Source organism: Microlunatus sp. YIM B11417 (genome assembly GCF_059617205.1).
On sequence record NZ_JCAMPJ010000003.1, the window covers coordinates 141,451 to 162,813 of the forward strand.

At 71.0% G+C, this 21,363-nt stretch carries 20 protein-coding genes; 11 read left to right on the top strand and 9 right to left on the bottom strand.

Annotated elements, in window-relative coordinates; genetic code table 11:
- Positions 1-1,851: a PrsW family glutamic-type intramembrane protease gene (locus tag AC6CCG_RS15815; RefSeq protein ID WP_496655534.1), complete on the bottom strand. Its 1,851-nt coding sequence runs from the start codon at positions 1,849-1,851 to the stop codon at positions 1-3.
- 110 nt (positions 1,852-1,961) lie between these two features.
- Between AC6CCG_RS15815 and AC6CCG_RS15820 the strand changes: the two genes are divergently transcribed.
- The gene (locus AC6CCG_RS15820; protein WP_496655535.1) at positions 1,962-2,828 is read left to right on the top strand and encodes an RNA polymerase sigma-70 factor; all 867 of its coding nucleotides are present in this window, start codon (positions 1,962-1,964) and stop codon (positions 2,826-2,828) included.
- Between the two features lie 10 nt (positions 2,829-2,838).
- On the opposite strand, the gene AC6CCG_RS15825 is transcribed toward AC6CCG_RS15820, so the two are convergent.
- Positions 2,839-4,080, bottom strand: coding sequence for a hypothetical protein (locus tag AC6CCG_RS15825; protein WP_496655536.1), 1,242 nt, complete (start codon positions 4,078-4,080; stop codon positions 2,839-2,841).
- 186 nt (positions 4,081-4,266) lie between these two features.
- Between AC6CCG_RS15825 and AC6CCG_RS15830 the strand changes: the two genes are divergently transcribed.
- Complete coding sequence (locus AC6CCG_RS15830) at positions 4,267-5,013, top strand: SDR family oxidoreductase (protein WP_496655537.1); 747 nt, start codon at positions 4,267-4,269, stop codon at positions 5,011-5,013.
- Positions 5,014-5,103: 90 nt separating this feature from the next.
- Here AC6CCG_RS15830 and AC6CCG_RS15835 read toward each other — a convergent pair whose 3' ends face one another.
- Both AC6CCG_RS15835 and AC6CCG_RS15840 read right to left on the bottom strand, forming a co-directional pair.
- Entirely contained in the window at positions 5,104-5,643 is a 540-nt protein-coding gene (locus AC6CCG_RS15835; RefSeq protein WP_496655538.1) for a hypothetical protein, read from the bottom strand.
- A gap of 59 nt (positions 5,644-5,702) precedes the next feature.
- Entirely contained in the window at positions 5,703-6,266 is a 564-nt protein-coding gene (locus tag AC6CCG_RS15840; RefSeq protein WP_496655539.1) for an O-methyltransferase, read from the bottom strand.
- 136 nt (positions 6,267-6,402) lie between these two features.
- On the opposite strand from AC6CCG_RS15840, the gene AC6CCG_RS15845 reads away from it, so the two are divergent.
- Positions 6,403-6,576, top strand: coding sequence for a hypothetical protein (locus tag AC6CCG_RS15845; protein ID WP_496655540.1), 174 nt, complete (start codon positions 6,403-6,405; stop codon positions 6,574-6,576).
- 107 nt (positions 6,577-6,683) lie between these two features.
- On the opposite strand, the gene AC6CCG_RS15850 is transcribed toward AC6CCG_RS15845, so the two are convergent.
- Positions 6,684-7,742, bottom strand: a complete 1,059-nt coding sequence (locus tag AC6CCG_RS15850; protein WP_496655541.1) for a 3-isopropylmalate dehydrogenase — start codon at positions 7,740-7,742, stop codon at positions 6,684-6,686.
- 84 nt (positions 7,743-7,826) lie between these two features.
- Here AC6CCG_RS15850 and AC6CCG_RS15855 point away from each other — a divergent pair, with 84 nt between their 5' ends.
- The 3 genes from AC6CCG_RS15855 to AC6CCG_RS15865 all read left to right on the top strand — a co-directional run bounded on the left by AC6CCG_RS15855 (position 7,827) and on the right by AC6CCG_RS15865 (position 10,448).
- Positions 7,827-8,912 (top strand): branched-chain amino acid aminotransferase, encoded by a 1,086-nt coding sequence (locus tag AC6CCG_RS15855; RefSeq protein ID WP_496655542.1) that lies wholly within the window; start codon positions 7,827-7,829, stop codon positions 8,910-8,912.
- Between the two features lie 2 nt (positions 8,913-8,914).
- A complete protein-coding gene (locus tag AC6CCG_RS15860) occupies positions 8,915-9,400 on the top strand; it encodes an NUDIX domain-containing protein (protein WP_496655543.1) in 486 nt (161 codons plus the stop codon).
- Between the two features lie 238 nt (positions 9,401-9,638).
- Complete coding sequence (locus AC6CCG_RS15865; protein ID WP_496655544.1) at positions 9,639-10,448, top strand: alpha/beta fold hydrolase; 810 nt, start codon at positions 9,639-9,641, stop codon at positions 10,446-10,448.
- Positions 10,449-10,455: 7 nt separating this feature from the next.
- On the opposite strand, the gene AC6CCG_RS15870 is transcribed toward AC6CCG_RS15865, so the two are convergent.
- The 3 genes from AC6CCG_RS15870 to AC6CCG_RS15880 are packed head-to-tail and all read right to left on the bottom strand — an operon-like array spanning position 10,456 to position 13,196.
- Positions 10,456-11,346, bottom strand: a complete 891-nt coding sequence (locus tag AC6CCG_RS15870; RefSeq protein ID WP_496655545.1) for a DUF2797 domain-containing protein — start codon at positions 11,344-11,346, stop codon at positions 10,456-10,458.
- A gap of 42 nt (positions 11,347-11,388) precedes the next feature.
- Positions 11,389-12,396 (bottom strand): ABC transporter substrate-binding protein, encoded by a 1,008-nt coding sequence (locus AC6CCG_RS15875; RefSeq protein WP_496655546.1) that lies wholly within the window; start codon positions 12,394-12,396, stop codon positions 11,389-11,391.
- Between the two features lie 29 nt (positions 12,397-12,425).
- Positions 12,426-13,196 carry a hypothetical protein gene (locus tag AC6CCG_RS15880; protein ID WP_496655547.1) on the bottom strand — a complete coding sequence of 257 codons (771 nt, stop codon included), beginning with the start codon at positions 13,194-13,196 and terminating at the stop codon, positions 12,426-12,428.
- Between the two features lie 85 nt (positions 13,197-13,281).
- Between AC6CCG_RS15880 and AC6CCG_RS15885 the strand changes: the two genes are divergently transcribed.
- From AC6CCG_RS15885 to cimA, 4 genes are all read left to right on the top strand, one after another.
- Positions 13,282-14,406 (top strand): MerR family transcriptional regulator, encoded by a 1,125-nt coding sequence (locus AC6CCG_RS15885; RefSeq protein ID WP_496655548.1) that lies wholly within the window; start codon positions 13,282-13,284, stop codon positions 14,404-14,406.
- On the top strand, positions 14,403-15,662 hold the full coding sequence (locus tag AC6CCG_RS15890) for an MFS transporter (RefSeq protein WP_496655549.1): 1,260 nt from the start codon (positions 14,403-14,405) through the stop codon (positions 15,660-15,662). The genes AC6CCG_RS15885 and AC6CCG_RS15890 overlap by 4 nt, the downstream gene beginning before the upstream one ends.
- 112 nt (positions 15,663-15,774) lie before the next feature.
- On the top strand, positions 15,775-18,057 hold the full coding sequence (locus AC6CCG_RS15895) for an Ig-like domain-containing protein (RefSeq protein WP_496655550.1): 2,283 nt from the start codon (positions 15,775-15,777) through the stop codon (positions 18,055-18,057).
- Between the two features lie 218 nt (positions 18,058-18,275).
- Complete coding sequence (cimA, locus tag AC6CCG_RS15900) at positions 18,276-19,874, top strand: citramalate synthase (RefSeq protein ID WP_496655551.1); 1,599 nt, start codon at positions 18,276-18,278, stop codon at positions 19,872-19,874.
- Positions 19,875-19,877: 3 nt separating this feature from the next.
- Here cimA and AC6CCG_RS15905 read toward each other — a convergent pair whose 3' ends face one another.
- Positions 19,878-20,228 carry a winged helix-turn-helix transcriptional regulator gene (locus AC6CCG_RS15905; protein WP_496655552.1) on the bottom strand — a complete coding sequence of 117 codons (351 nt, stop codon included), beginning with the start codon at positions 20,226-20,228 and terminating at the stop codon, positions 19,878-19,880.
- A gap of 139 nt (positions 20,229-20,367) precedes the next feature.
- Between AC6CCG_RS15905 and AC6CCG_RS15910 the strand changes: the two genes are divergently transcribed.
- The gene (locus AC6CCG_RS15910; protein WP_496655553.1) at positions 20,368-21,243 is read left to right on the top strand and encodes an NAD(P)-dependent oxidoreductase; all 876 of its coding nucleotides are present in this window, start codon (positions 20,368-20,370) and stop codon (positions 21,241-21,243) included.
- Positions 21,244-21,363 lie beyond the last annotated feature (120 nt).

Here is a 21,363-nt window from a genome sequence, read left to right on the forward strand (position 1 = left end):
TCACCCGAACTCCGCAAGTATGAGGTCGATGATCTCGTCGCGGGTGTAGCCCTGCTTCGAGATCATCCGATGGACCCGTTGCACCTCGTCCCGGGTCAGCCGGCGTCCCAGTTCGCGTTCGGCCGACCGGACCGCACTGTCGAACTGCCGGTTCTGGGCCTGATTGTTGCGCGGCGATCCGCCACCGCCGCTGTACCCGCCGTTCTGGGCCGCGGCCATCAGGGCGATGCCGCTGAGCCCGAGCACCGCGGCGATCTTGAGGATGCCCGCGATCGCCACGCCCTCGGCCAGCATCCCGCCGCCGGCCAGGGCCAGCGCGCCGCCCGGCGGGAACATCACGAACAGCCCGGCCAGCGCCATCAGGATCCCGACAATGAGCAACGCCTGCCCGAGCGCCTCCAGGATGTGGTACGTGTCCAGGGCCCGACCGTTGCCGGCGGTGCCGGTCAGTGCCCGGATCACCGCGCCGGTGGCGCCGAGCAGAGCGGCCGCACCGATCGAGATCCGCAGCCCGGTCCGCAGCACGGCCTCGCCCCAGCCGCCATGATCACGACCGCGGAGTACCTTGATCAGCCGGGCGAGCTGCCAGAACCCGTACAGGATCGCGATCACGGTCAGCGCGACCACGCCGATGAAGACGGCCCGCGACTCCATCAGGTTCTGCAGTCCGCCGGTGGCGGGCACGGCGCCGAGCACGAAGTACAGGAACAGCGGCACGCCGAGGATCAACCACAGCACGACCCGCCAGTTGGTGATCAACTTCACCGGGTCGACCGACGGGCGCAGCTTCCGGAGCCGATCACCCCGCCAAGCCGCCCGGTCGAAGCTGCTGTCGATCATGGCCGCGATCTCGCGGACGGTCGCCTCCAACGGCGGCGCATGATCGGGCTGCGCGACGCGGGCGTAGCGCACCGAGCGGCGGGCCAGCGCGAACCTGATCGCCACCAGAGCCGACCAGGGCGGCCCGAAGGTCGCGTACCGGAAGAGGACGAAGACGCCGGCCCTGCTGCTCCGCTCGGCCGCCGTGGCCAGGTGCCCGGTCTGCGTCCGTACGGACCGGAGCAGGAACAGGTCGATCCCGACGGCCAGCACCAGGCCGACCAGGACCAGGAACGGCAGCACGTTGCGCAGCGCCTCGGCGACGGACAGCAGCCACCCCACGAAGCCCTCGTGGTGGTTGACGATCGCGTCGTTGTTCATGGCGTGGTCGACGCTCGCGTACAGCAGCGGGGCGAGACCGATCAGGCGCCACCAGCCGCGCATCCGGACCAGCAGGCCGAGCCCGAGCCCGGCCAGCGCGGTCCAGACCAGGTGCAGGTTGACCGCAGCGCCGGCCGTGCCGAGGATGTCGGCGGTCCGGACCGGCGGCGGCAACCAGCTGACCAGGGTCGGCCCGACTCCGGTGATCTGCGGCGGCGCGAGGCTGGGCAGCAGGTAGCCGCCGCTGCTGTCGCCGAGGGCCTGGCTCGCGTCGCCGGCGAACCGCAACATCGCTTCCATCCAAGCGAAGCCGGTGCCGATCGCCGCACCCAGCAGGAGGTAGTCGGTGACGCCGAACTGCTTCTGCAGCCGACGGGCCAGCAACGCGATCAAGATCAACGGCAGCACCTTGACCAGTTCCTCGATGAACGGGTCGACGGTGTGCGAGGCGGTTCTGATCACCTCGTAGAGCGGCTCGCCGGTGATCAGCGCGCCCAGCCGGGTCCAGCCGATCTCACCGATCAGGGCGACGGCGCCGCACGCGTACGCCCCGGCCATGGCGGCCAGCAGCAGGGTGGAGATCCGCACCGTACGGGTGACCGAACCCAGGGCGGCGAGCTGGACCACGCCGTAGCAGGCGGCGATGATCATCAGCACGACCATGGCGAAGCGGCCTCCGGGTCGGGTACGGCGGGCGTGGCCCGAGCCTAGCCAAGATCGGCTCCGTCGCGACCGGGCGCGCGGGGCGTATTCTCCGGAGCGTGATCACGTCGCCGGCGGAGGCCGACTACCACCGGCTGCGGCCGCGACTGTTCGGGATCGCCTACCGGATCCTGGGCAGTGTCGCCGAGGCGGAGGACGTGCTGCAGGAGGTCTGGATCCGCTGGCAGGACTATCCGCACGAGCGGGTGGAGAACGTCGACGCCTTCCTGGTCACGACGACGACCCGGCTTGCGCTCAACGTCGCCGAGTCGGCCCGGAAGCGGCGGGAGACCTACCCGGGGCAGTGGCTGCCCGACCCGGTGGACACCAGCTCCGATCCCGCGCTCGGCGCCGAGCGAGCCGAGGCGCTCGAGGTCGCGGTGCTGCTGTTGCTGGAACGGCTGACCCCGACCGAGCGGGCGGCGTACGTGCTGCGGGAGGCGTTCGACTATCCGTACGAGCAGATCGGGACCATGCTGAACCAGTCCGCGGCGGGTGCCCGACAACTGGTCAGCCGGGCCCGGAAGCACCTGGCCGGCAACCTGCGCAGCCGGGTCGACGCCGCCGAGCAGCAGCGCTTGCTGGACGCGTTCCTGATCGCCGCCCGCGGCGGCGACCTCGCCGCGCTGGAGGACCTGCTGGCGGAGCAGGCCGTCTCGTACTCCGACGGCGGCGGCCGGGTCCGCGCGGCCAAGCTGCCGATCCTCGGCGGCGACCGGATCGCCCGCGTCATCCGTGCGTTCTCGCCGCGGTTCTGGGAGGGCGCGACGGTCACGCCGCGCCGGGTCAACGGCGCTGCCGCCGCGCTGCTGTCCCGCGACGGCGTCCCGTACGCGCTGATCACGGTCTCGGCCGGGCCGGACGGCATCGACCGGGTGCTCTGGCACCTCAACCCGGACAAGCTGGCCCAGTTCCCGGCCGACTGACCGGCACGGATCAGGACGCCGCGGAGCCCGGGTGGAGCCGGACGGTGATGCCGATGACGACCGCCGCGGCGAGCGTCGTCCCGACGACGAAGATCACGTACGGACTGACCGGCTGGCCGACCGTGGAGACGGTCACCAGCAGCCCGCCGGCGAACAGCCCGAACTGGAGCGAGGAGGAGTCGACGACGTCGAGCAGGGTGAAGCTGCGGACACTGTTCTCGGCGGTGACGAGGCGGTGCGCGGCTTCCAGCAGCGCGATGCTCGCGTACGTCGACCCGGCCGCGATCGCCGCCGACACGGCGAACACGGTCACCTGCTCCCGAAGACCGGCCACGGTGCCGCCGACCGTCAGCAGCGCGGCACTGCCGGCGAGCAGCACCAGCGTGCCGGCGATCACCCGCCGGCCGACCGGACCGTCGGTGCTGCGCCAGGCCAGCAGCGCGGCCACCACGGCCGCCGTCTGCACGGCGCCGACCAGGGCGAGGTTCGCGTCCGGCCAGCTCACCTCGGCGAGATAGACCAGCCACATCGGCAGCGAGGCGAAGTTGATCAAGGTGAAACTCGCCAGGATCCAGATCATCGCCGGGGCCAGTGGAGCCTTCGCGGGGGCGGGCCGCGGCGCGGTGGGCGTGGCCGGGACCGGCGGCGGGTCGCCCGCGACGACCCGGCGCAGCTGAACCGCGATGGCCACGGCCGCAGCGGCCAGGGCGATCAGCACCACGGCCCGGCCGGCGACGTTCACCGCTGCGAAGATCACCAGCACGCCGGCCAGCAGTCCCCGCCCCATCGCCGACCAGAACGCGTTGAGCCGTTGCCGGTCCACGCTGCGGGTCCGGGTGGAGAGCAGCGGCTGCCACGCCGTGGTGAACAGCACCGAGATCGAGATCTCCGCCGTCACGGTGATCGCCAAGGCGGTCGCGGCCAGTCCGCCGGTGGCGCCGACCATGATCAGCCCGGCGAGGATCAGCGCCTGGGCGGCGGCGAGCACGAGGAACAACTGCAGATTGCGCCGGGCCCGGTGCAACGGCAGCCGGGCCGCCCACACCTGGACGGGCAGCGAGAGCAGGCCGAGGCCGAACGCCGTGCCGATCGCGGCGGCGGACAGCCCGAGGTCCTCGACCGCGAGGATCTGGAACAGCGGGCCGCCGTCGATGCCGAGCGCCGCGGCCAGGGCCGGCTTGAGCAACGCGAGCGGTACGAAGCGGCGCAGCGGCTCCGGCGGGGCCGGGCTCCGATTGGCGTCTTCGGTCACGGCGTGCGGTCCCGGCTCGGCTCGGGCGCGGGGACCAGGCTGCAGCTCGCCGACATGACCTCATTGGACACCATCCGCACGGCCGGGGCCGGGAGCGACCGGAGATTGTTGTCACAGTTCCCGGCCGTGCGCGGTCTAGCGAGTGACCGGTGCGATCGGCGCCGGCTCCCGACGGAAGGACAGGACATGGCGAAGATCGTGGTCATCGGCGGTACCGGGCTGGTCGGCTCCCAGGTGGTCGACCGGCTCCGGGCGGCCGGCCAGGAGGCCGTACCGGCATCACCCTCGAGTGGCGTGAACACGCTGACCGGCGAGGGCGTCGACGAGGTGCTGGCCGGGGCACAGGCGGTCGTCGACGTGACCAACTCGCCCTCCTTCGAGGAGCAGGCGGTGCTCGACTTCTTCACCACGTCCACGACCACGCTGCTCGAGGCCGCCGCCCGAGCCGAGGTCGGCCACTACGTCGCGCTGTCCGTCGTCGGCACCGACCGGCTCGCCGAGAGCGCGTACTTCCGGGGCAAGATCGCCCAGGAGAAGTTGATCACCGGCTCCGGGCTGCCGTACACGATCGTGCACGCGACGCAGTTCTTCGAGTTCGTCCGCGGGATCGCCGACGAGGCCACCGACGGCGACACGGTACGGCTCTCGGACGCGTTGATCCGGCCGATCGCGGCGGCCGACGTGGCGGCGGCGGTGGCCGAGACCGCGACGGCGGCGCCGCTGAACGGGATCCGCGAGGTGGCCGGACCGGAGACGTTCGGCTTGAACGAGCTGGTGAGCACCGCGCTGGCGGCGGCCGGTGACCCGCGGCACGTCGAGGTCGACCGCACGGCGCGCTACTTCGGTGCCCGGCTGGGGGAGCGGACGCTGCTGCCGGGCGACGATCCGGTGGTCGGGGCGACCCGGTTCGCCGATTGGACGAGCGTGCACTGACCTCGTCGACGTGTGCACTGAGCCTGTCGAAGTGCCGAACCAGAAGGGACCCTGCCCTTCCTTCGACAGGCTGAGGGAACGGTGGTCCGGTCAGCGGGACTTGACGCTGAGCGCGATCACCCGGGTGCCGTCCTTGCGGACGCCGGTGCCGACACTGAACAGCCGGCTCCGGTTGCGCTCGTCCTTGGACCCGAAGACGTTCTCGTTGGACATCGCGCAGAGGTTGGCGAGGCCCTCCGGGTCCAGGGCGGTGTGATGGTCACCGCAGGCGCCGAACGAACCGTTCAGTGCCTTCAGTGCGGCGTCCGCCGACGGCTTGGGCACCTCGAGGGTGACGTCCAACGCGTAGTCGTGGGTGACCGTATAGGTCCCCTTGATCACCTTCGTGTCGTCGGGGAGGTCGACCTCGCCGTACAACTCGACGTCGGCGAGCGTCACCTTGTCGCAGGTGTGGCCGTTGAAGGTGTTGGTGCACTGGGAGCCGTTCTCGGTCTGGAACGAGAACATCGGCACGCCCCAGTAGCCCGCGTACCGGGTGATCACGAAGAGACAGATGCAGACGAACGCCACCATCAACAGGAGCCCGCCGAGCACCCGCACGATTTTCGGCAGCCGTTCGCGTTCCGCCACGCGAACAGCATGCCCGAACGAACGGGCAGTTCCAATTCCGCGTAGATCACGGAAAGGCGTCAGCGACGCACGGCGATCAACACCGAGGTGTCCTCAGCGACCATCACGTCGACGCAGGCGAACCGTTCGTCGGACAGCCAGGCCTGGCGCAGACTGTCGATCCGGCCGCCCACGATCGGCGGCCAGGAGGCGGTCGGGACGAAGTCGTCGAGGACGATCATGCCGCCCTCGCCGAGCAGGTCGACGATCTGTTCCCGTTCGGTGGTCCGGGCGGTGCCCGCGTCGATGAAGATCAGCGAGAAGGGTGCGTGGTCGGCCAGCGTGGTCCAGTCGGCGTGCAGGACGTCGATGTCGTCGTGCTCGAACATCTCCATCACGCCGTGGGCGAGCTCGGGATCGAGCTCGGCCGTGATCACCCGGGTCGCCTTGGGCGCACCGCTGCGCAGCCAGGCGGCGCCGACGCCGCAGCCGGTGCCACACTCGGCGATGGTGCCGGTCCGGGTCGCGGCGAGGGTCGCCAGCAGCCGACCGGTCTCGCTGCGGGAGGTCTGGACGTAACCACGCTCCAGGGACATGCGGAGGGCCCGAGTCACCAACTCAGGCATTTCCGGGGGAGCGCTCATGGCCTCAGTGTGGCAGCTTCCCGGAGGCCGCCAAGCCCGTCCGAATACTGAGAATCAGGTATCGCATCGTGGGTAAGAATTACTTTGGTGTCCTAGTATTTCTCAAAACTGCGAGGCACGAGTGAGGTTGTCGATCATGTACGAGATGTATCCCGAGGACTGGTCCGCCACGGCGCGCTCTGGTCGCCGGGTCCTCGATGATCCGGACACCCCGCCGCGCCGCCGGCCGCGCAAGGCCCATTCCGTCACGCCGCCGGTGATCCGGCGTCAGCAGCGGTCCGCGTCGCAGTCGGTCGATCCTGCCGCCTGATCGGTGTCCGCGCCCTGAATCCGTACCCGAGAACTGCACTGAGCCTGCCGGAAACCCTTGTCTCGCAAGGATTCCGACAGGCTCAGTCGTCGTGCTCCGGACTCGGCTCAGACCGCGGCGGCGATCGCGTCGCCGATCTCGGTCGTGGAGCGCTGCCGGCCGGTCCGGGCGGCGAGGTCGGAGATCGCGGCCTTCTCCACCCGCGCGGCCTCCTCGGTCAGGCCGAGGTGATCCAGCAGCAGGGCCACCGACAGGATCGCGGCGGTCGGGTCGGCGAGACCCTTGCCGGCGATGTCCGGCGCGGAACCGTGCACCGGCTCGAACATCGACGGGTACGCCCCGGACGGGTTGATGTTGCCGCTCGCACCGAGGCCCATGCCACCGGTCACCGCCGCGGCCAGGTCGGTGATGATGTCGCCGAACAGGTTGTCGGTGACGATCACGTCGAACCGGGCCGGATCGGTGGCCAGGAAGATCGTCGCGGCGTCGACGTGCAGGTAGTCCGTGGTGACCTGCGGGTACTCGGCCGCGACCGCCTCGAACACCCGGCGCCAGAGGCCGCCGGCATTGACCAGCACGTTGTGCTTGTGCACCAGGGTGACCTTGTTGCGGCGCCGGGTGGCCCGCTCGAAGGCGTCCCGGACCACGCGCTCGACACCGTAGGCGGTGTTGACGCTGACCTCGGTCGCGATCTCGTGCGGGGTGCCCGCCCGGACCACGCCGCCGTTGCCGCAGTAGAGCCCCTCGGTGCCCTCCCGGACGACGACGAAGTCGATCTCCTTGCCCTCGGTCACCGATGCGGCGAGCGGAGTCGGCACGCCGGGGTAGAGCCGGGACGGCCGCAGGTTGACGTAGTGGTCGAACTCGAACCGCAGCCGGAGCAGGAGCCCGCGCTCCAGCAGCCCGCTCGGAATGTCCTTGGAGTTCGGGGCGGCGCCGACGGCGCCGAGCAGGATGGCGTCCGCTTCGGCGAGTTCGGCGAGCACCGAGTCCGGCAGCACCTCGCCGGTCCGCTGCCAGGCGGTCGCGCCGAGGTCGTACGGCTGCAGGTCGAAGCTGCCCGGGGCCGTGACGGCCTGGAGCACCTTGACGGCCTCCGCAGTGACCTCCGGCCCGATGAAATCGCCGCCGATCACGGCGATCGTCCTCGTAGTGGTCTGATTCACCGGCGCATCGTAGCGAGTCCGATCCGGCGGTCGGCCGGGTATCTCGCAGAGCAGTAACCTCAGATCGACGAAGGAGTGCCACCGATGACTTTGACCTTTCCCCTGACCGCGAACCCGCAGCCGCGCAGCGACGCCGAGCGCGCCGCGATCCTGGCCGACCCGGGCTTCGGCAGCAACTTCACCGACCACATGGCCGTCGCCACCTGGACCGCCGACCAGGGCTGGCACGACGACGGCATCGTTCCGTACGGCCCGTTCAGCCTCGACCCGGCCGCGGCGGTGCTGCACTACGCGCAGGAGATCTTCGAAGGGCTGAAGGCGTACCACCACGCCGACGGCTCGGTCTGGCTGTTCCGGCCCGAGCGCAACGCCGCGCGGTTCCATCGGTCCGCGGTCCGGCTGGCCCTGCCGCCGCTGCCGGAGGAGGACTTCCTGGCCGGCATCGAGGCACTGGTCGCGGCCGACCGGGCCTGGGTGCCGACGCTGGAGGAGCAGAGCCTCTACCTGCGGCCGTTCATGTTCGCGTCCGAGGTGTTCCTCGGGGTCCGGCCGGCCAAGAAGGTGACCTACAGCTGCATCGCCAGCCCGGCCGGCGCCTACTTCAGTTCCGGAGTGAAGCCGGTCAAGATCTGGGTCTCGACCACGTACACCCGGGCGGCGCCCGGCGGCACCGGCGCGGCCAAGTGCGGCGGGAACTACGCGGCCAGCCTGATCGCGCAGGCCGAGGCCGCCGAGCACGGCTGCGAACAGGTCGTCTTCGCCGACGCCGCCGAGCACACCTGGCTGGAGGAACTCGGCGGGATGAACGTCTACCTGGTCACCGCCGATGATCAACTTCTGACCCCGGAGCTGTCCGGCACGATCCTCGAAGGGGTGACCCGGGAGTCGATCCTGATCCTGGCCAAGGACCACGGGCTGACGCCGGTGGAACGCAAGATCAGTCTGGCCGAGGTGCTGGAGGGTGTCGGCTCCGGGGCGATCAAGGAGGTGTTCGCCTGCGGCACCGCCGCCGTGATCACGCCGATCGCCGAACTGAAGGACGCCGGCGGGAGCCATCGCGTCGGCACCGGCGAGGCCGGCGAGGTGACCACCGCGATCCGGTCGGCCCTGCTGGACATCCAGTACGGCCGCGCCGAGGACACCCACAACTGGCTGCGCCGGGTCTCCTGATCTTGATCACACCGCACCGACTGGCCGTCCGGGCCGCGGAACGGGTCTGGCGATCACTCCGCGGCAAGGCCCAGTGGAGGCTGCTCTGGCTCCGGCACGCGACCTTCATGATCGGCGTGACCGGAGCCGTGTTCGACTCCCGCGGTCGGGTGCTGCTGTTGCGGCACCGGTTCTGGGCCGGCTGTCCGTGGGGCCCGCCGTCCGGGTACGTCGAGCGCGGCGAGACCTTCGAGGAGACGTTGCAGCGCGAGGTCCGGGAGGAGACCGGCCTCGAGCTGACCGACGTCCGGCACCGGTTCGACCGGTCCGGCTTCCGACTCCGGGTCGAGGTCTACCTGTCCGGCCGGCTGGTCAGCGACGGCCCGCTCCGGCTGGAGGAGGACGAGATCCTCGAGGCCCGCTTCTTCGAGCTCGACGAACTCCCACCCGACCTGCGCCCGATCCACCGCCGCCTGATCGAAGAGGCGCACGCCGACCTGCCCTCCTGATCGCGCCCCGCCGGGTCACCCACCGTTCGCGCCGCGCGGTTTTTCACGTCCCGTGAAAACCGGCGCTTTACCAGAGAAGTTTCTCGGGTAAAGCGCCAGTAAATGTGGTGAAGAGGGGCGCGGCGAGCCGGGCGGGTGTGACGCAGGTCATGTCAAGGTGGTGTCAAGGTCGGTCGGGCGGCTCCGAGGTAGCAGTGTCCGCGGAGTTGCCGCGGGAACTGAGACCGAGGAGAACGTCATGTCGAACCTTTCCACCGTCACCTCCGCCGACGGCACCGCGATCGCCTACCTGCAGACGGGCTCCGGTCCGGCGATCATCGTGATCAGCAACGTCGCCGAGGACCACACCGGGGTCGCCGGCCTGGTCGAGGCGCTGGCCGCGGACTTCACGGTGATCAGCTACGACCGCCGCGGGCGTGGGGCGAGCGGCGATCCGCAGCCGTACGACCCGGCCCGGGAGATCGACGATCTCGCCGCACTGATCGAGGTGGCCGGCGGCTCCGCGGCGCTGGCCAGCGGCTCGGGCGGCAGTGGGCTGACGCTCGACGCGGCCAGTGCCCTGGGTGACCGGGTGACCGGGGTCTACCTGTACGAACCGCCGTTCATCGTCGACGACTCCAAGGCGCCCGCCCCGGCCGACTACGTCGAGCACCAGGAGGGCCTGGTCGCAGCGGGGAAGCGCAGCGAGGCGGTCGAGTACTTCATGACCGAGATGATCGGCGTGCCGGCCGAGTACCTCGGCATGATGAAGCAGGACCCGTCCTGGGACGCGATGGCCGCCCTCGCGCACACGTACGCCTACGACGGCCGGATCCTGCGCGGCCTGCAGGACGGCAAGCCGTTGCCGACCGACCGCTGGGCGATCGAGGCGCCGGTCGCGGTGGCCGTCGGCAGCGAGGGGGAGGCCTTCATCAAGGCGGGCGCCGAGGCGCTGGCCGGGGTGCTGCCGAACGTCACCGTGCTGACCCTGGACGGTCATGATCATTCCGCGTTCTGGATGGCGCCGGAGCCGGTCGCCGAGCAGGTCCGTGCCTTCCTGCTCGGCTGACCCATGATCAGAAGAGCGCGTCCTGGGTGTCCGCCGGGGGCGCCGGGGCGACCGCCTGGGTCGGTGCCGCGAGCACGGCGCCGGCCCGGGCGGGCAGCAGCGGCCAGCCGGCCAGCAGCCGGCTGTCGATCAAGGTGATCCCGCGGTCCGTGGCGAGATAGAGGTCGGCGCCGACCGCGCACTCGACCCGGCCGGCGATCACGGCCTCGGGCGCCAGCGGCAGCAGGGCTTCGCGGGGCTGCAGTCCGGTGTCGGGCAGCCCGTACGTCGTGCCGTGATCGACGATCTCGGGCTCGCGGGTCCGGGTCTGGCCGTCCGGCCAGTCCAGCGCCGCGACCCGAGCCGCCGCGTCCTCCAGTTGGCCGGCCCGGTCGGCCGCCGAACCGGGCCGGGACCGGGCCTCGTGCTTGATCACCGAACTGATCCGGTCCGGATAGCCGAGGGCGGTGCTGACCAGGTGTTCCGCCCGCCGCGCGGCGAGCAGGGTGCCGGTCGAGATGATCATGGACGCCAGCGCGCCCTGCTCCAGCAGACGGAGCCGGCCGCGCTCCCGGGCGGTGATCCCGATCTTGATCCTGGTCCCGTGGTGGGCCAGGTAGACCGAGAACTCGCGCGGGTCGTCCAGCCGGGTGTCGGCGGCGACGGAGTCCCAGCGGTCCAGCGTCTGGCACTCCTGGCAGACCGGCCCGCGCCCGGACGGCGGCAGCTCGCTGCGGGTCGGGCAGGCGATGTGCCGGTCCCGGCGCCAGAATCCGACGCAGCGGCGATCGGCCCCGACCGTCAGGGCCAGCGCGGTGCCGAGCGGCACCGGGCTGGACGTGGCATCGGACCAGGTGAGCCGCGCACCGCTCGGGTCCCAGCCGAGGCCGAGCGATCGCCGGGACGTCTCCGTGGTCACCCGGACATTCTGGCCCAGGGGTCCGACACCCGGTCGCGCCGTTCAGCCCGTCGGCCAGCCCGACACCAGCTCGTCGAGGACGGAGGCGTAGCCCTGGAAGCCGTACGAGCCGACCGAGGACTGCGAGTTGATCTTGACCACCCGGCCGGCCCGGACCGCGGCCAGCTGCTGCCAGGTCGGTGCGGCCTCGAGTTCGGCCAGTGCGCTCTCGCCGGCCGGGCCTGAGTTGTACATGACCACGATCGTGTCGCCGGTCAGGATGTCCAGCCGCTCCGGGCTGATCAACATGAACGTCTTGTCCTCGCTGGCCTCGGCGCCCTCGGCCTCCGGGACGACGGTGGCCCCGCGCTCGCTCAGCCAGCGGGCCACGGAGGAGCCCGTCCTGCTGTACGCCCGGAACTGCTGGTCGCCGATCCCGAGCACGATCGACACCGTACCGAGGTCGCCGAGCCGGCCCAGCTGGTCGTCGCACTGCTGCTCGAACTCCCGCACCACCCGGTCCGCCTCGGCCTCGCGCCCGACCGCCGCCGCGATCGCGCGCAGACTCACCGCTGCGTCGGTGAAATCGACGTCGACGGCCACCGTCGGCGCGATCTGCGACAGCGCCGGATACACCTCCTCGATGCCGCCGGTGTAGCCGAGGATCAGGTCGGGATGAAGCGCGGTCACCGGCTCCAGGGCCGGATCGTCCGCGCCGCCGGCGACCGGCAGCACCTCGACTCCGGCAGCCTGCTCGGCCACCAGTTCCGGGAAGTCGGTGCCGATGATGCTCTTGTGGGTGAGGCCGCCGACCGGCGTGATGCCGAGCGCCAGCAGATGCGGCAGCGCGCCGCGGCGATCCAGGGCCACGACCCGGCTGGGCTGCACCGGGACGTCGGCCGTGCCGAGCGGGTGGGTGACGGTCCGGGTGGCCGCAGCCGTTCCTTCGGCTCCGGGTGTGGAACAACCGGTGGCGGCGGCGACCGAGGCGGCGCCGAGCAGGGCGAGCAGCCGGCGACGGGGCAGCGGCGGTGCGGAGCGGAACGCGAGCTCCGCTGACGGAATGATCATGGAGCTAGATTAGGGTAGCCAAACCTGAATTACGATCCGGTGCTCGGCTGTCGGCCCGTTCCGGCTCGCCGGCGCGGATCGACCCGCTGCAGCCGTACGGCAGCGACGGTCATCGCGATCTCCAGGACGATCGAGACGACGGCGAGCCACGCGATCCCGAACACCAGCGCCGTCCCGATCACGACGGCGTTCAGGGCGAGGAGCGGCATCAGGCCCAGCGCCGTGCGGTTCCGCCGGAAATGCTCGGGCGAGGTGTCCAGCCGGTTCTCCGCGATGGCCTGGTGCGGCCGCAGCAGCAGCTGCAGCGGCCACAGCACGACCACGTAGAACGCGAGCGCCAGCAGCAGCCCGGCGACGTAGCCGAGCAGGCCGAACAGGATCGACGGCACCCCCGGTCCGTCGGCCGGGAACCAGTAGTGCCACTTGTCCGCGGCCTGGGCCGCCGCCAGGGCGCCGGACGCCCGGACGGCGATCTCGGCGAGGCCCATGGCGATCACGGCCCCGGCCGCGCCGATCGCGGGGAACAGGAACCAGCGCCGCGTGACCTTCGCCAGCGACAGGTCGTGCTCGCGGTCCCAGGCCAGTTCGAGCGTGGGAAAGGCTCCGGCGAGTGCCGGCCCGGCGAACATCAGCCAGCTGAGCGGGTTCTCGCCCTCGGAGTCGCCGACGGCGGCCAGGAAGCCGGCGGCGCTGGCCAGCACGCTGACCACCGTGACGATCATGGCCGGCCTGCTGTAGTTCGACGCGATCCACCGGCGGACCGGGTTCGGCCGACTCGGTCGGGACCTGCGCTGAGCCATCCGGCGACCCTATCGGGGTCGGTGATCGCGGATCCGGCCCGGCGCGCTTGACCTTCAGGTTGGTCGAATCAGCACGATGGGTGCCGTGAACTCACCGGACCTGCTCACGATCGGAGCCTTCGCCCGGCTGGTCGGACTGACGCCCAGCGCGCTCCGGTTCTACGACGACTGCGGGCTGCTCCGGCCGCGCGAGATCGATCCGCAGACCGGATACCGCTACTACGGGCACGACCAGCGCCGGGCCGCCGTGCTGCTGCGCCGGAGCCGGGAGCTCGACCTGCCGCTTGCCGAGGTCGAGTCGGTGCTCGCCGGACCGGCCGCTCGGGCGGCGGAGATCGTCCGGGATCACGCAGCCAAGCTCGGCACCCGGGCCGAGCGGGCGGCCCGGGCCGCGGCCGAGCTGGTGGCGAGCCTGGAGGCCGAATCACGCTCCGGTACGGAAGCGGAGCCGGCCGCGGAGACCACGGTCGAGGTCGCCGGTCCGGAGCTGGCGGCGGCGATCCGTCAGGTGCGCAGCGCGGGGGAGCCGGCGTCCGGACGGCGCGGTGTGCTGCTCGAGCTGGGGCCGGTCGAGGCGGACGGCGCCGGCGAACTGGCGGTGGTGGCCGACGGACCCGCCTGGCTCGCCGTCCGGACGCTGCCGGTCGTGATCACCGGGCTGGCGCCGGCCCGCCGGCTGCCGATCGCCGTCGCGGACACCGAGCCGCTGACCGAGCTGGCCCGCCGGCAGGACCGAGTGACCGTCCGGTTCGGGGCCGGCCGGGCCGGCGCTGCCGTACCGCCGCAGGTGGTCGCCGACCAGGACCGGCTCGACCTGCGCCACGAGGTCGATCTTCATCCGAGTCACCGCGCCGTTCTCGCCGGTCTGCCGCCGTGGCGGTCCCGGGTGATCATGGACCGGGCGGCCGCGACGGCCGCGCTGCCGGCGACCGGCAGTGCCCGGCTGGTGATCGACCGGGATCACGTCGAGTTCCACGACGGCTCGCTCGCTCCGGACGCGTCGCTGAGCCCGCGCCGGGTCCCGGCGGTGTGCCGGGGAGGCTCGCTGACGGTCGCGTTCGCCACCGAGGTGCTCACCGCGGCGTTGACCGCCGGCGTCGGCCCGGACGTCCTGGTCGAATCGAGCGCCCCGGACCGGCCGGTCCTGGTGCGCAGCGCCGACCAGGGCAGCTTCACGTTGTTGATCATGCCCCAGCAGCCGCTGCGATGACGCTCCGGGTCGCCGACCGGGTCCGGTCGAGGACCGCCGGCCGGGCCCTGTGGATCGGCGGGACGACGGTGGTCGGGACCGCCGACGTGATGCTCTTCTTCGTCCTCGCCTGGATCGCCTCCGGGCTCGGGGCCACGGCGAGCACCGTGATCAACTTGCTGATCGCGGTACCGCGGACGGTCCTGCTGGTGTTCGGCGGTACCCTCGGCGACCGGTTCGGCGCCCGCCGGATGTTGATCATCACCGATGCCTGCCGGGTGCTCGCCGTGCTGGCCGGAACGGTCGCGATCATGGTCGCCCCGCCCGGCCTGACCTGGCTCGCCGTCTTCACCCTCGCCCTCGGCGTGATCAGCGCCTTCTCGCTGCCGGCGGCGAACACGATGCCGCGGCTGTTCGCCACGATCGACGAACTCCCCGAACTGTGGGCGAAGGTGAGTGGCCTGTCCCAGGTGGGCCGGATGATCGGCCCGCCGCTCGGCGGTGTGGCGTTGATCGCGATCGGTGCGGCCGGCGTGTTCCTGGTCGACCTGGCCGCGGCAATGATCATGATCGGCGTCCTGATCCTGGTCCGGCCGCCGTACCGGCTGCCGACCGAGCCGGCCACCGAGTCGGTGCTCCGGCAGTCCTGGGCTGGACTGCGGGCGGCCGTCCGGACACCGGGCATCCCGCCGCTCTACGGCGCGACCGCGCTGGTCGCGTCGGGCATCCTGCCGGTGGTGTTCCTGTGCCTGCCGCTGCTCGCCCGGGAACGCGGCTGGACGGCGGCCGCCACCGGGGTGGTCGAGGCGGGCTGGATCGCCGGGTCGCTGGTGATCACGCTGCTGATCGCCCGGCGCGGGATCCTGCACCGGTGCGGCCCGGCCATGATCACCGGGCCGCTGCTGGCCGCGCTCGGGGCCGGGCTGCTCGCGGTCGCGCCCGCGTACCCGTACGCGCTGCTGGGGTCGGTCGCGATGGGCGTCGGCACCGTGGTCTTCACCAGCCACCTCGGCCCGCTGCTGCTGGACTGGACCCCGGACGGGATGGTGTCCCGGTTCCAGGCTTTGTTCGTGCTGGTCCAGTCGGCGCCGCAGGTGATCACGATCGCGGCGTTCGGTGCCGTCGCCGAGCTGGTCGGACCGGTCCCGGCCACTGGTGGTGCTGCCCTGATCTGCGCGGCCGCCGGCCTCGTCGTGGCGCTGAGCCCGCGCCTGCGTACGGCCACCCGGCCGGTCGCGGACGGCCCGGCCGCGGGCGAGCCGGACCCGGCTTCCTGAGTCTCGGTTCGGCCGGCCGAGCCTTGACACTCGTCACACGCCGACCCATATTAGGGCCTGCCTCTATTTAGTGTCATGGTCGCCCGTAATAGATCGCAGGATGGAGTTCCCCGTGCGAACCGTTCCTCAGCGCCTCGGCCTGGTCCCGCTCCTCATCGTGCTGACGCTGGTCCTCGGCACCGCCCCGGCCGCGGCCGAGACCGCTCGGGTTCCGGCGGCCGCGCTGCCGGCCAGGTTCGCGGAGCCGGAGAACCTCGGTCCGCTGATCCGTTCCGTAGCCGTGTTCGACAGCGCGTACGGCGTCGAGAACGGCCACGACGTCCTGTACACGACCGTGGCCGGATCGCCGGCGACGTTCCAGGTGGTCGATCTGGACAGCCACACGCTGCTCCGGACGATCCCGCTGCCGGGCGCGGGGGACTCCTGGTCGCACGCCGTTGATCATGACGGCAGTGTGATCATCTCCGGCGGCGGGCACCTGTTCCGCTACCAGCCGTCCGACGCCACCGTGCGCGATCTCGGCCAGGCGCCCGGGGCGAGCGTCCTCTACGGCGTGTCCCCGGACGGCGCGGGGAACATCTACGCGGGCACCTATCCCGGCGGCAAGGTCGTCAAGTACGACACCGCCGCCGGTAGCTTCACCGACCTCGGCCCGGTCGTCCCCGGCCAGGACTACGTCCGGGGCCTGGCCCACCACCGGGGCACCGTGTACGCGGGCGTCGGGATCACCGGGAGCCTGTGGTCGATCGACCCCGGCACCGGGACCAAGACCGAGATCCCGCTGCCGGCCCGCCCGGAGTTCGATCCGGCGAAGCCGCCGAGCATCTACAGCCTCAACGTCGCGGGCGATCTGTTGTTCGTCCAGCTCTCCGACGTCAACCTGCTGCTGATCTACGACACGGTCGCGGGCGCCTGGCTGGACACGGTGGTCGGCCAGTACCGCGGCCTCTACACGTCGCCCGAGCGGGACGGCAAGACGTACCTGATGGCCGGCGGCCGGCTGCGCTCGTTCGACCTGACCACCCACGAACTGGTCGACACCGGGATGGCCTTCGGCACCTACCTGCGGCACTCGGCCTGGGTGGACGTCTCGGCGACGAATCCGGAGCTGCCCGGGCTCAGCCTGGTGACCGTGCAGTACGGGGGAGCGGTCACCTTCCTCAATCCGCAGACGGGTGCGGTGATCAGCAAGCCGTCGGTCCTGGAAGGCTCGCCGATCACCCTGCAGACGCTCGAACGTGGTCCCGACGACCGGCTGTACGCGTCGGGCTATCCGGGCGGCACCGGGGCTCGGTTCGATCCGGCGACCGGAGAGCTGGCGAACTTCGCGCTCGGCCAGTCCGAGGGCATGGCGGCGCTCGGGGACTCGCTCTACCTGGGCAACTATCCCGGCGCGATCATGCACGAACTCGACACGACCAAGCCGCTCGGTGCCGGGACCAATCCCCGGCAGGTGCACGACATCGGCGATGATCAAGATCGTCCGTTCGCGATCACGTCCGGCGACGGCAAGCTCTTCGTCGGCACCATCCCGACGTACGGTGCGCTCGGCGGCGCGGTGACGATCAAGGACGGCAGCGCCTGGTCGACGTACCGCAACGTCGTTCCGGGCCAGAGCGTGATGAGCCTGGCCTATTCCGACGGCAAGCTGTACGGCTCGACCACCGTCTGGGGCGGCCTGGGCATCGAGCCGACCGAGACCGAGGCTCGCGTCTTCGTCTTCGACGTCGCCACCCGGACCGTGCAGAAGATCATCACGCCGGAGCTGCCCGGAGCCGTTCCGGCCAAGGCGATCGGCTCGCTGGCCTTCGGGCCGGACGGGCTGCTCTGGGGTGCCGCCTGGGGAACGATCTTCGCGCTCGATCCCGGGACGCTCGAGGTGGTGAAGAGCCGCGAGATCGTCGCCACCGACTGGAACTTCAATCACCTGTGGCGCCCGGTCCAGCTGCGCTGGGCCGCCGACGGGCTGCTCTACACGACGCTGGGCGGGAAGCTGACCGTGGTCGAACCGCGATCGTTGAAGTCCCGTACGCTCGCCGCCACCGCGCTGATGACCCTCGCCGCGAACGGCGACGTCTACTATGCCGACGGGCCGGACCTGATCCGGGTCCGCGACGTCACCGCGCCGGACGCGCCCGCGGTCACCGCGCCGGCCCGACCCGGGCGGAGTGCGGACGACACCCCGGAGGTCTCGGTCCGGAGCGAGCCCGGCGCACTGATCCAGCTCTGGAACGGCGACCGGGAGGTGGGTCGCGGCACGGCCGGAGCCGGCGGGTCGGCGACGGTCCAGGCCGGTCCGTTGGCCGCCGGGGCCTACCGCCTGCGGGTCACCGCCACGGATTCCGCCGGGAACCGGAGCGAGCCCGCCGAGGTACCGCTGATCGTCGTTGCGTAGTGGGTCGCGGCAGCCCGTGCCGACGGTGACCTGTCTCAGAACCTGGGACTGCCGGCACGGATTCCGGCCGGCCGGGGTAAGACTTAGCCCATGCGGTCGTCCTCGATCATTATCAGCTAGCGCGCCGAACGTCTGTTCGTCGCGCAAACCTCTCGTACCGAAACGAGAGGTTTTTTGTTTGCCGCAAACGACCCCCCGACCCCGAAGGACCACGAATCATGCGAACCCAGCCCGAGGAGTTCCACGTCTTCGACACCACGCTGCGCGACGGCGCGCAGCAGGAGGGTTTGCGGCTTTCGGTGCCGGACAAGCTGGCGATCGCGGGGCTGCTGGACGAGTTCGGGGTGGACTTCATCGAGGGCGGCTGGCCGGGCGCGAACCCCAACGACACGGCGTTCTTCCAGGCGATGGCCGACGGGGAGGTCCCGCTGAAGAACTCGACGCTGGTCGCCTTCGGGTTCACCCGCCGGGTCGGCGGCAAGGCCGCCGACGACCCGCTCACCGCCGCCCTGCGGGACTCCCGGGCACCGGTCGCCTGCATCGTCGCCAAGAGCCACGACCGGCACGTCGAGCAGGCCCTGCGGACCACGCTGGACGAGAACCTCGCCATGATCACCGACACGGTGCGCCACCTCAAGGCCGAGGGCCAGCGGGTCTTCGTCGACTGCGAGCACTTCTTCGACGGCTATCGGGAGAACCCGGCCTACGCCCTCGAGGTCGTCCGTACGGCGAGCGAGGCCGGCGCCGAGGTCGTCGTCCTCTGCGACACCAACGGCGGGATGCTGCCGCAGTGGATGGGTGACGTGGTGACCGCCGCCGCGGGCACCGGCGCCCAGCTCGGCGTCCACTGCCACAACGACACCGGCTGCGCGGTGGCCAACACGCTGGCCGCCGTCGACGCCGGCGTGATGCATGTCCAGGGCACCTTCAACGGGTACGGCGAGCGGACCGGCAACGCCGACCTGGTCACGATCGTGGCGAACCTGGAACTCAAGTACGGCTGGCAGCTGCTGCCGGCCGGCTCCCTGTCCGAGGCGACGCGCCTATCCCATGCGATCGCCGAGGTGACGAATGTTCCACCGAGCAATCGTCAACCCTATGTTGGCTTGTCGTCGTTCGCCCACAAGGCGGGCCTGCATGCCAGCGCCATCAAGGTCGACCCGAATCTCTACCAGCACATCGATCCGGCGCTGGTCGGCAATGACATGCGGATGCTCGTGTCCGACATGGCCGGCCGGGCGAACATCCAGATCAAGGGCTCCGAGCTCGGGTTCGACCTGTCCGACCGCGAGGTGGCAGCAAAGATCACCGACCAGGTGAAGGATGCCGAGGCGGCCGGGTACACCTACGAGGCGGCGGACGCGAGCTTCGAGCTGCTGCTGCGTCGGGAGCTGGGGCAGCTGCCGGAGTTCTTCTCCGTGCTGTCCTGGCGGGTGTTCACGCAGTCCACCCATGATCAGGAGACCGACACCGAGTGCACGCTGCGGATCACGGCGAAGGGCGAGAGCCATCGCGTGGTCGGCGAGGGCAACGGTCCGGTGAACGCTCTTGATCATGCTGTCCGGCAGGCGCTGCTGCCCGCCTATCCGGTGGTGGAACGGTTCGAGCTGATCGACTACCGGGTCCGCATTCTCGATCAAGGTCACGGCACCGACGCGACCGTACGGGTGCTGATCCAGACCAGCAACGGCCGGCGGGCCTGGACCACGGTCGGCGTCGGCCAGAACGTCATCGAGGCGTCCTGGGAGGCGCTCTACGAGGCGTACCTGTACGGGCTGATCCACACCGAGGACGTCGATCCGGCCGAGCGGAACTGAGCGTTACGGCGCCGCGGCGAGCAGGTTTCCGAGCAGCTCGTCGCGGTGCCGGTCGCCCCAGACCTCGAGCGGGCGCAGCGCGACCTCCAACTCCCGGCCGATCGGCGTGAGCGAGTACTCGACCCGGGGCGGCACCTCGGCATAGACCTCGCGCCGGACGACCCCGCTCGCTTCGAGCTGGCGCAGGTTCTCGGCGAGGACCTTCTCGCTGACCCCGGTCAGCAACCTTCTGATCCGGCCGAATCGCTGCGGTCCGGCCGCCAGCACCCACATGAGATGCAGTTTCCACTTCCCGCCGACGACGTCGATCGCCACGCTCATGCCGCACACGTCGTGATCCGTGTCACTGCTCACGATGCCCACACCCCTCTGACCTGATTTCGGACCTCGAGGTAAGCAACCCCACCTCAACGTTCGGTCTTCCCCGCTCCGCGAGCGGAGATGACGATGGTGCCCGGCGCCGATCCCAACCGAACGAGCAGAAGGGGCACTCATGTCCAAGCAGAACACGACCCGGTCCGTCACCGTCATCGGGCTCGGCCCGATGGGGCAGTCGATGGTCCGGGCCTTCCTGGACGCGGGCGTCGAGGTGACGGTGTGGAATCGCAGCGCCGACAAGGCCGACGCGATGGTCGAACTCGGCGCAGTCCGGGCCGGGTCGGTGGCCGACGCGCTGGCGGCGAACGAGGTCGTCGTGGTGAGCCTGACCCACTACGCCGCGATGTACGACGTGCTGGGCCAGGCGACCGACGGCCTGGCCGGCAAGGTGATCGCCAACCTGTCGTCGGACTCGCCGGAGCAGGCCCGGCGCGGGGCCGCCTGGGTTCGTGATCATGGCGCGGAGTTCCTCTCCGGCGGGGTGATGTCGGCGGGGGACAACCTGACCCATCCGGCGTCGTACATCTTCTACAGCGGGCCGCGGCAGGTCTTCGACGCGCACGCGGAGCTGTTGCGGCCGCTCAGCCCGCAGGAATATCTCGGCGAGGACGACGGCCTGGCCCAGGTGTTCTACCAGGCCTTGTTGATCATCTTCCATCCGTGGCTGCTGGGGTTCGACCAGGCGACTGCGCTGATCGACCGGTCCGGCCACAGCATCGGCCAGTTCGTGCCGTACGCGATCCGCTCGGCCGCCGCGTTCCCGTACTTCATGGAGGAGTTCTCGGTGGCGAACCAGAACGGCGGCTGGGCGTCCCTGGCCGGCCTGAAGATGATGGACGCCGGCGCGCAGCACATCATCGACGCCAGCGAGGAGGTGGGAGTCGACGCCACCCTGTCGCACACCGCCCAGGCCTTCTGGCGCAAGGCCGTCGCCGCCAGCGAGGAGCGCGGCACGCCGGTGTCCACCTTCGCCCTGATGTCCGGGGAGTGAACGCGCGGCGACGAAGCGGTTACGCCGATTCGGCACGGGCAGGGCGGCCACGCGGTATCGTCGGGCGAGTCTCTCGCCTGCGGGTAGCCCGGGGCGCGGACGACCTACAGCTTGCAACGG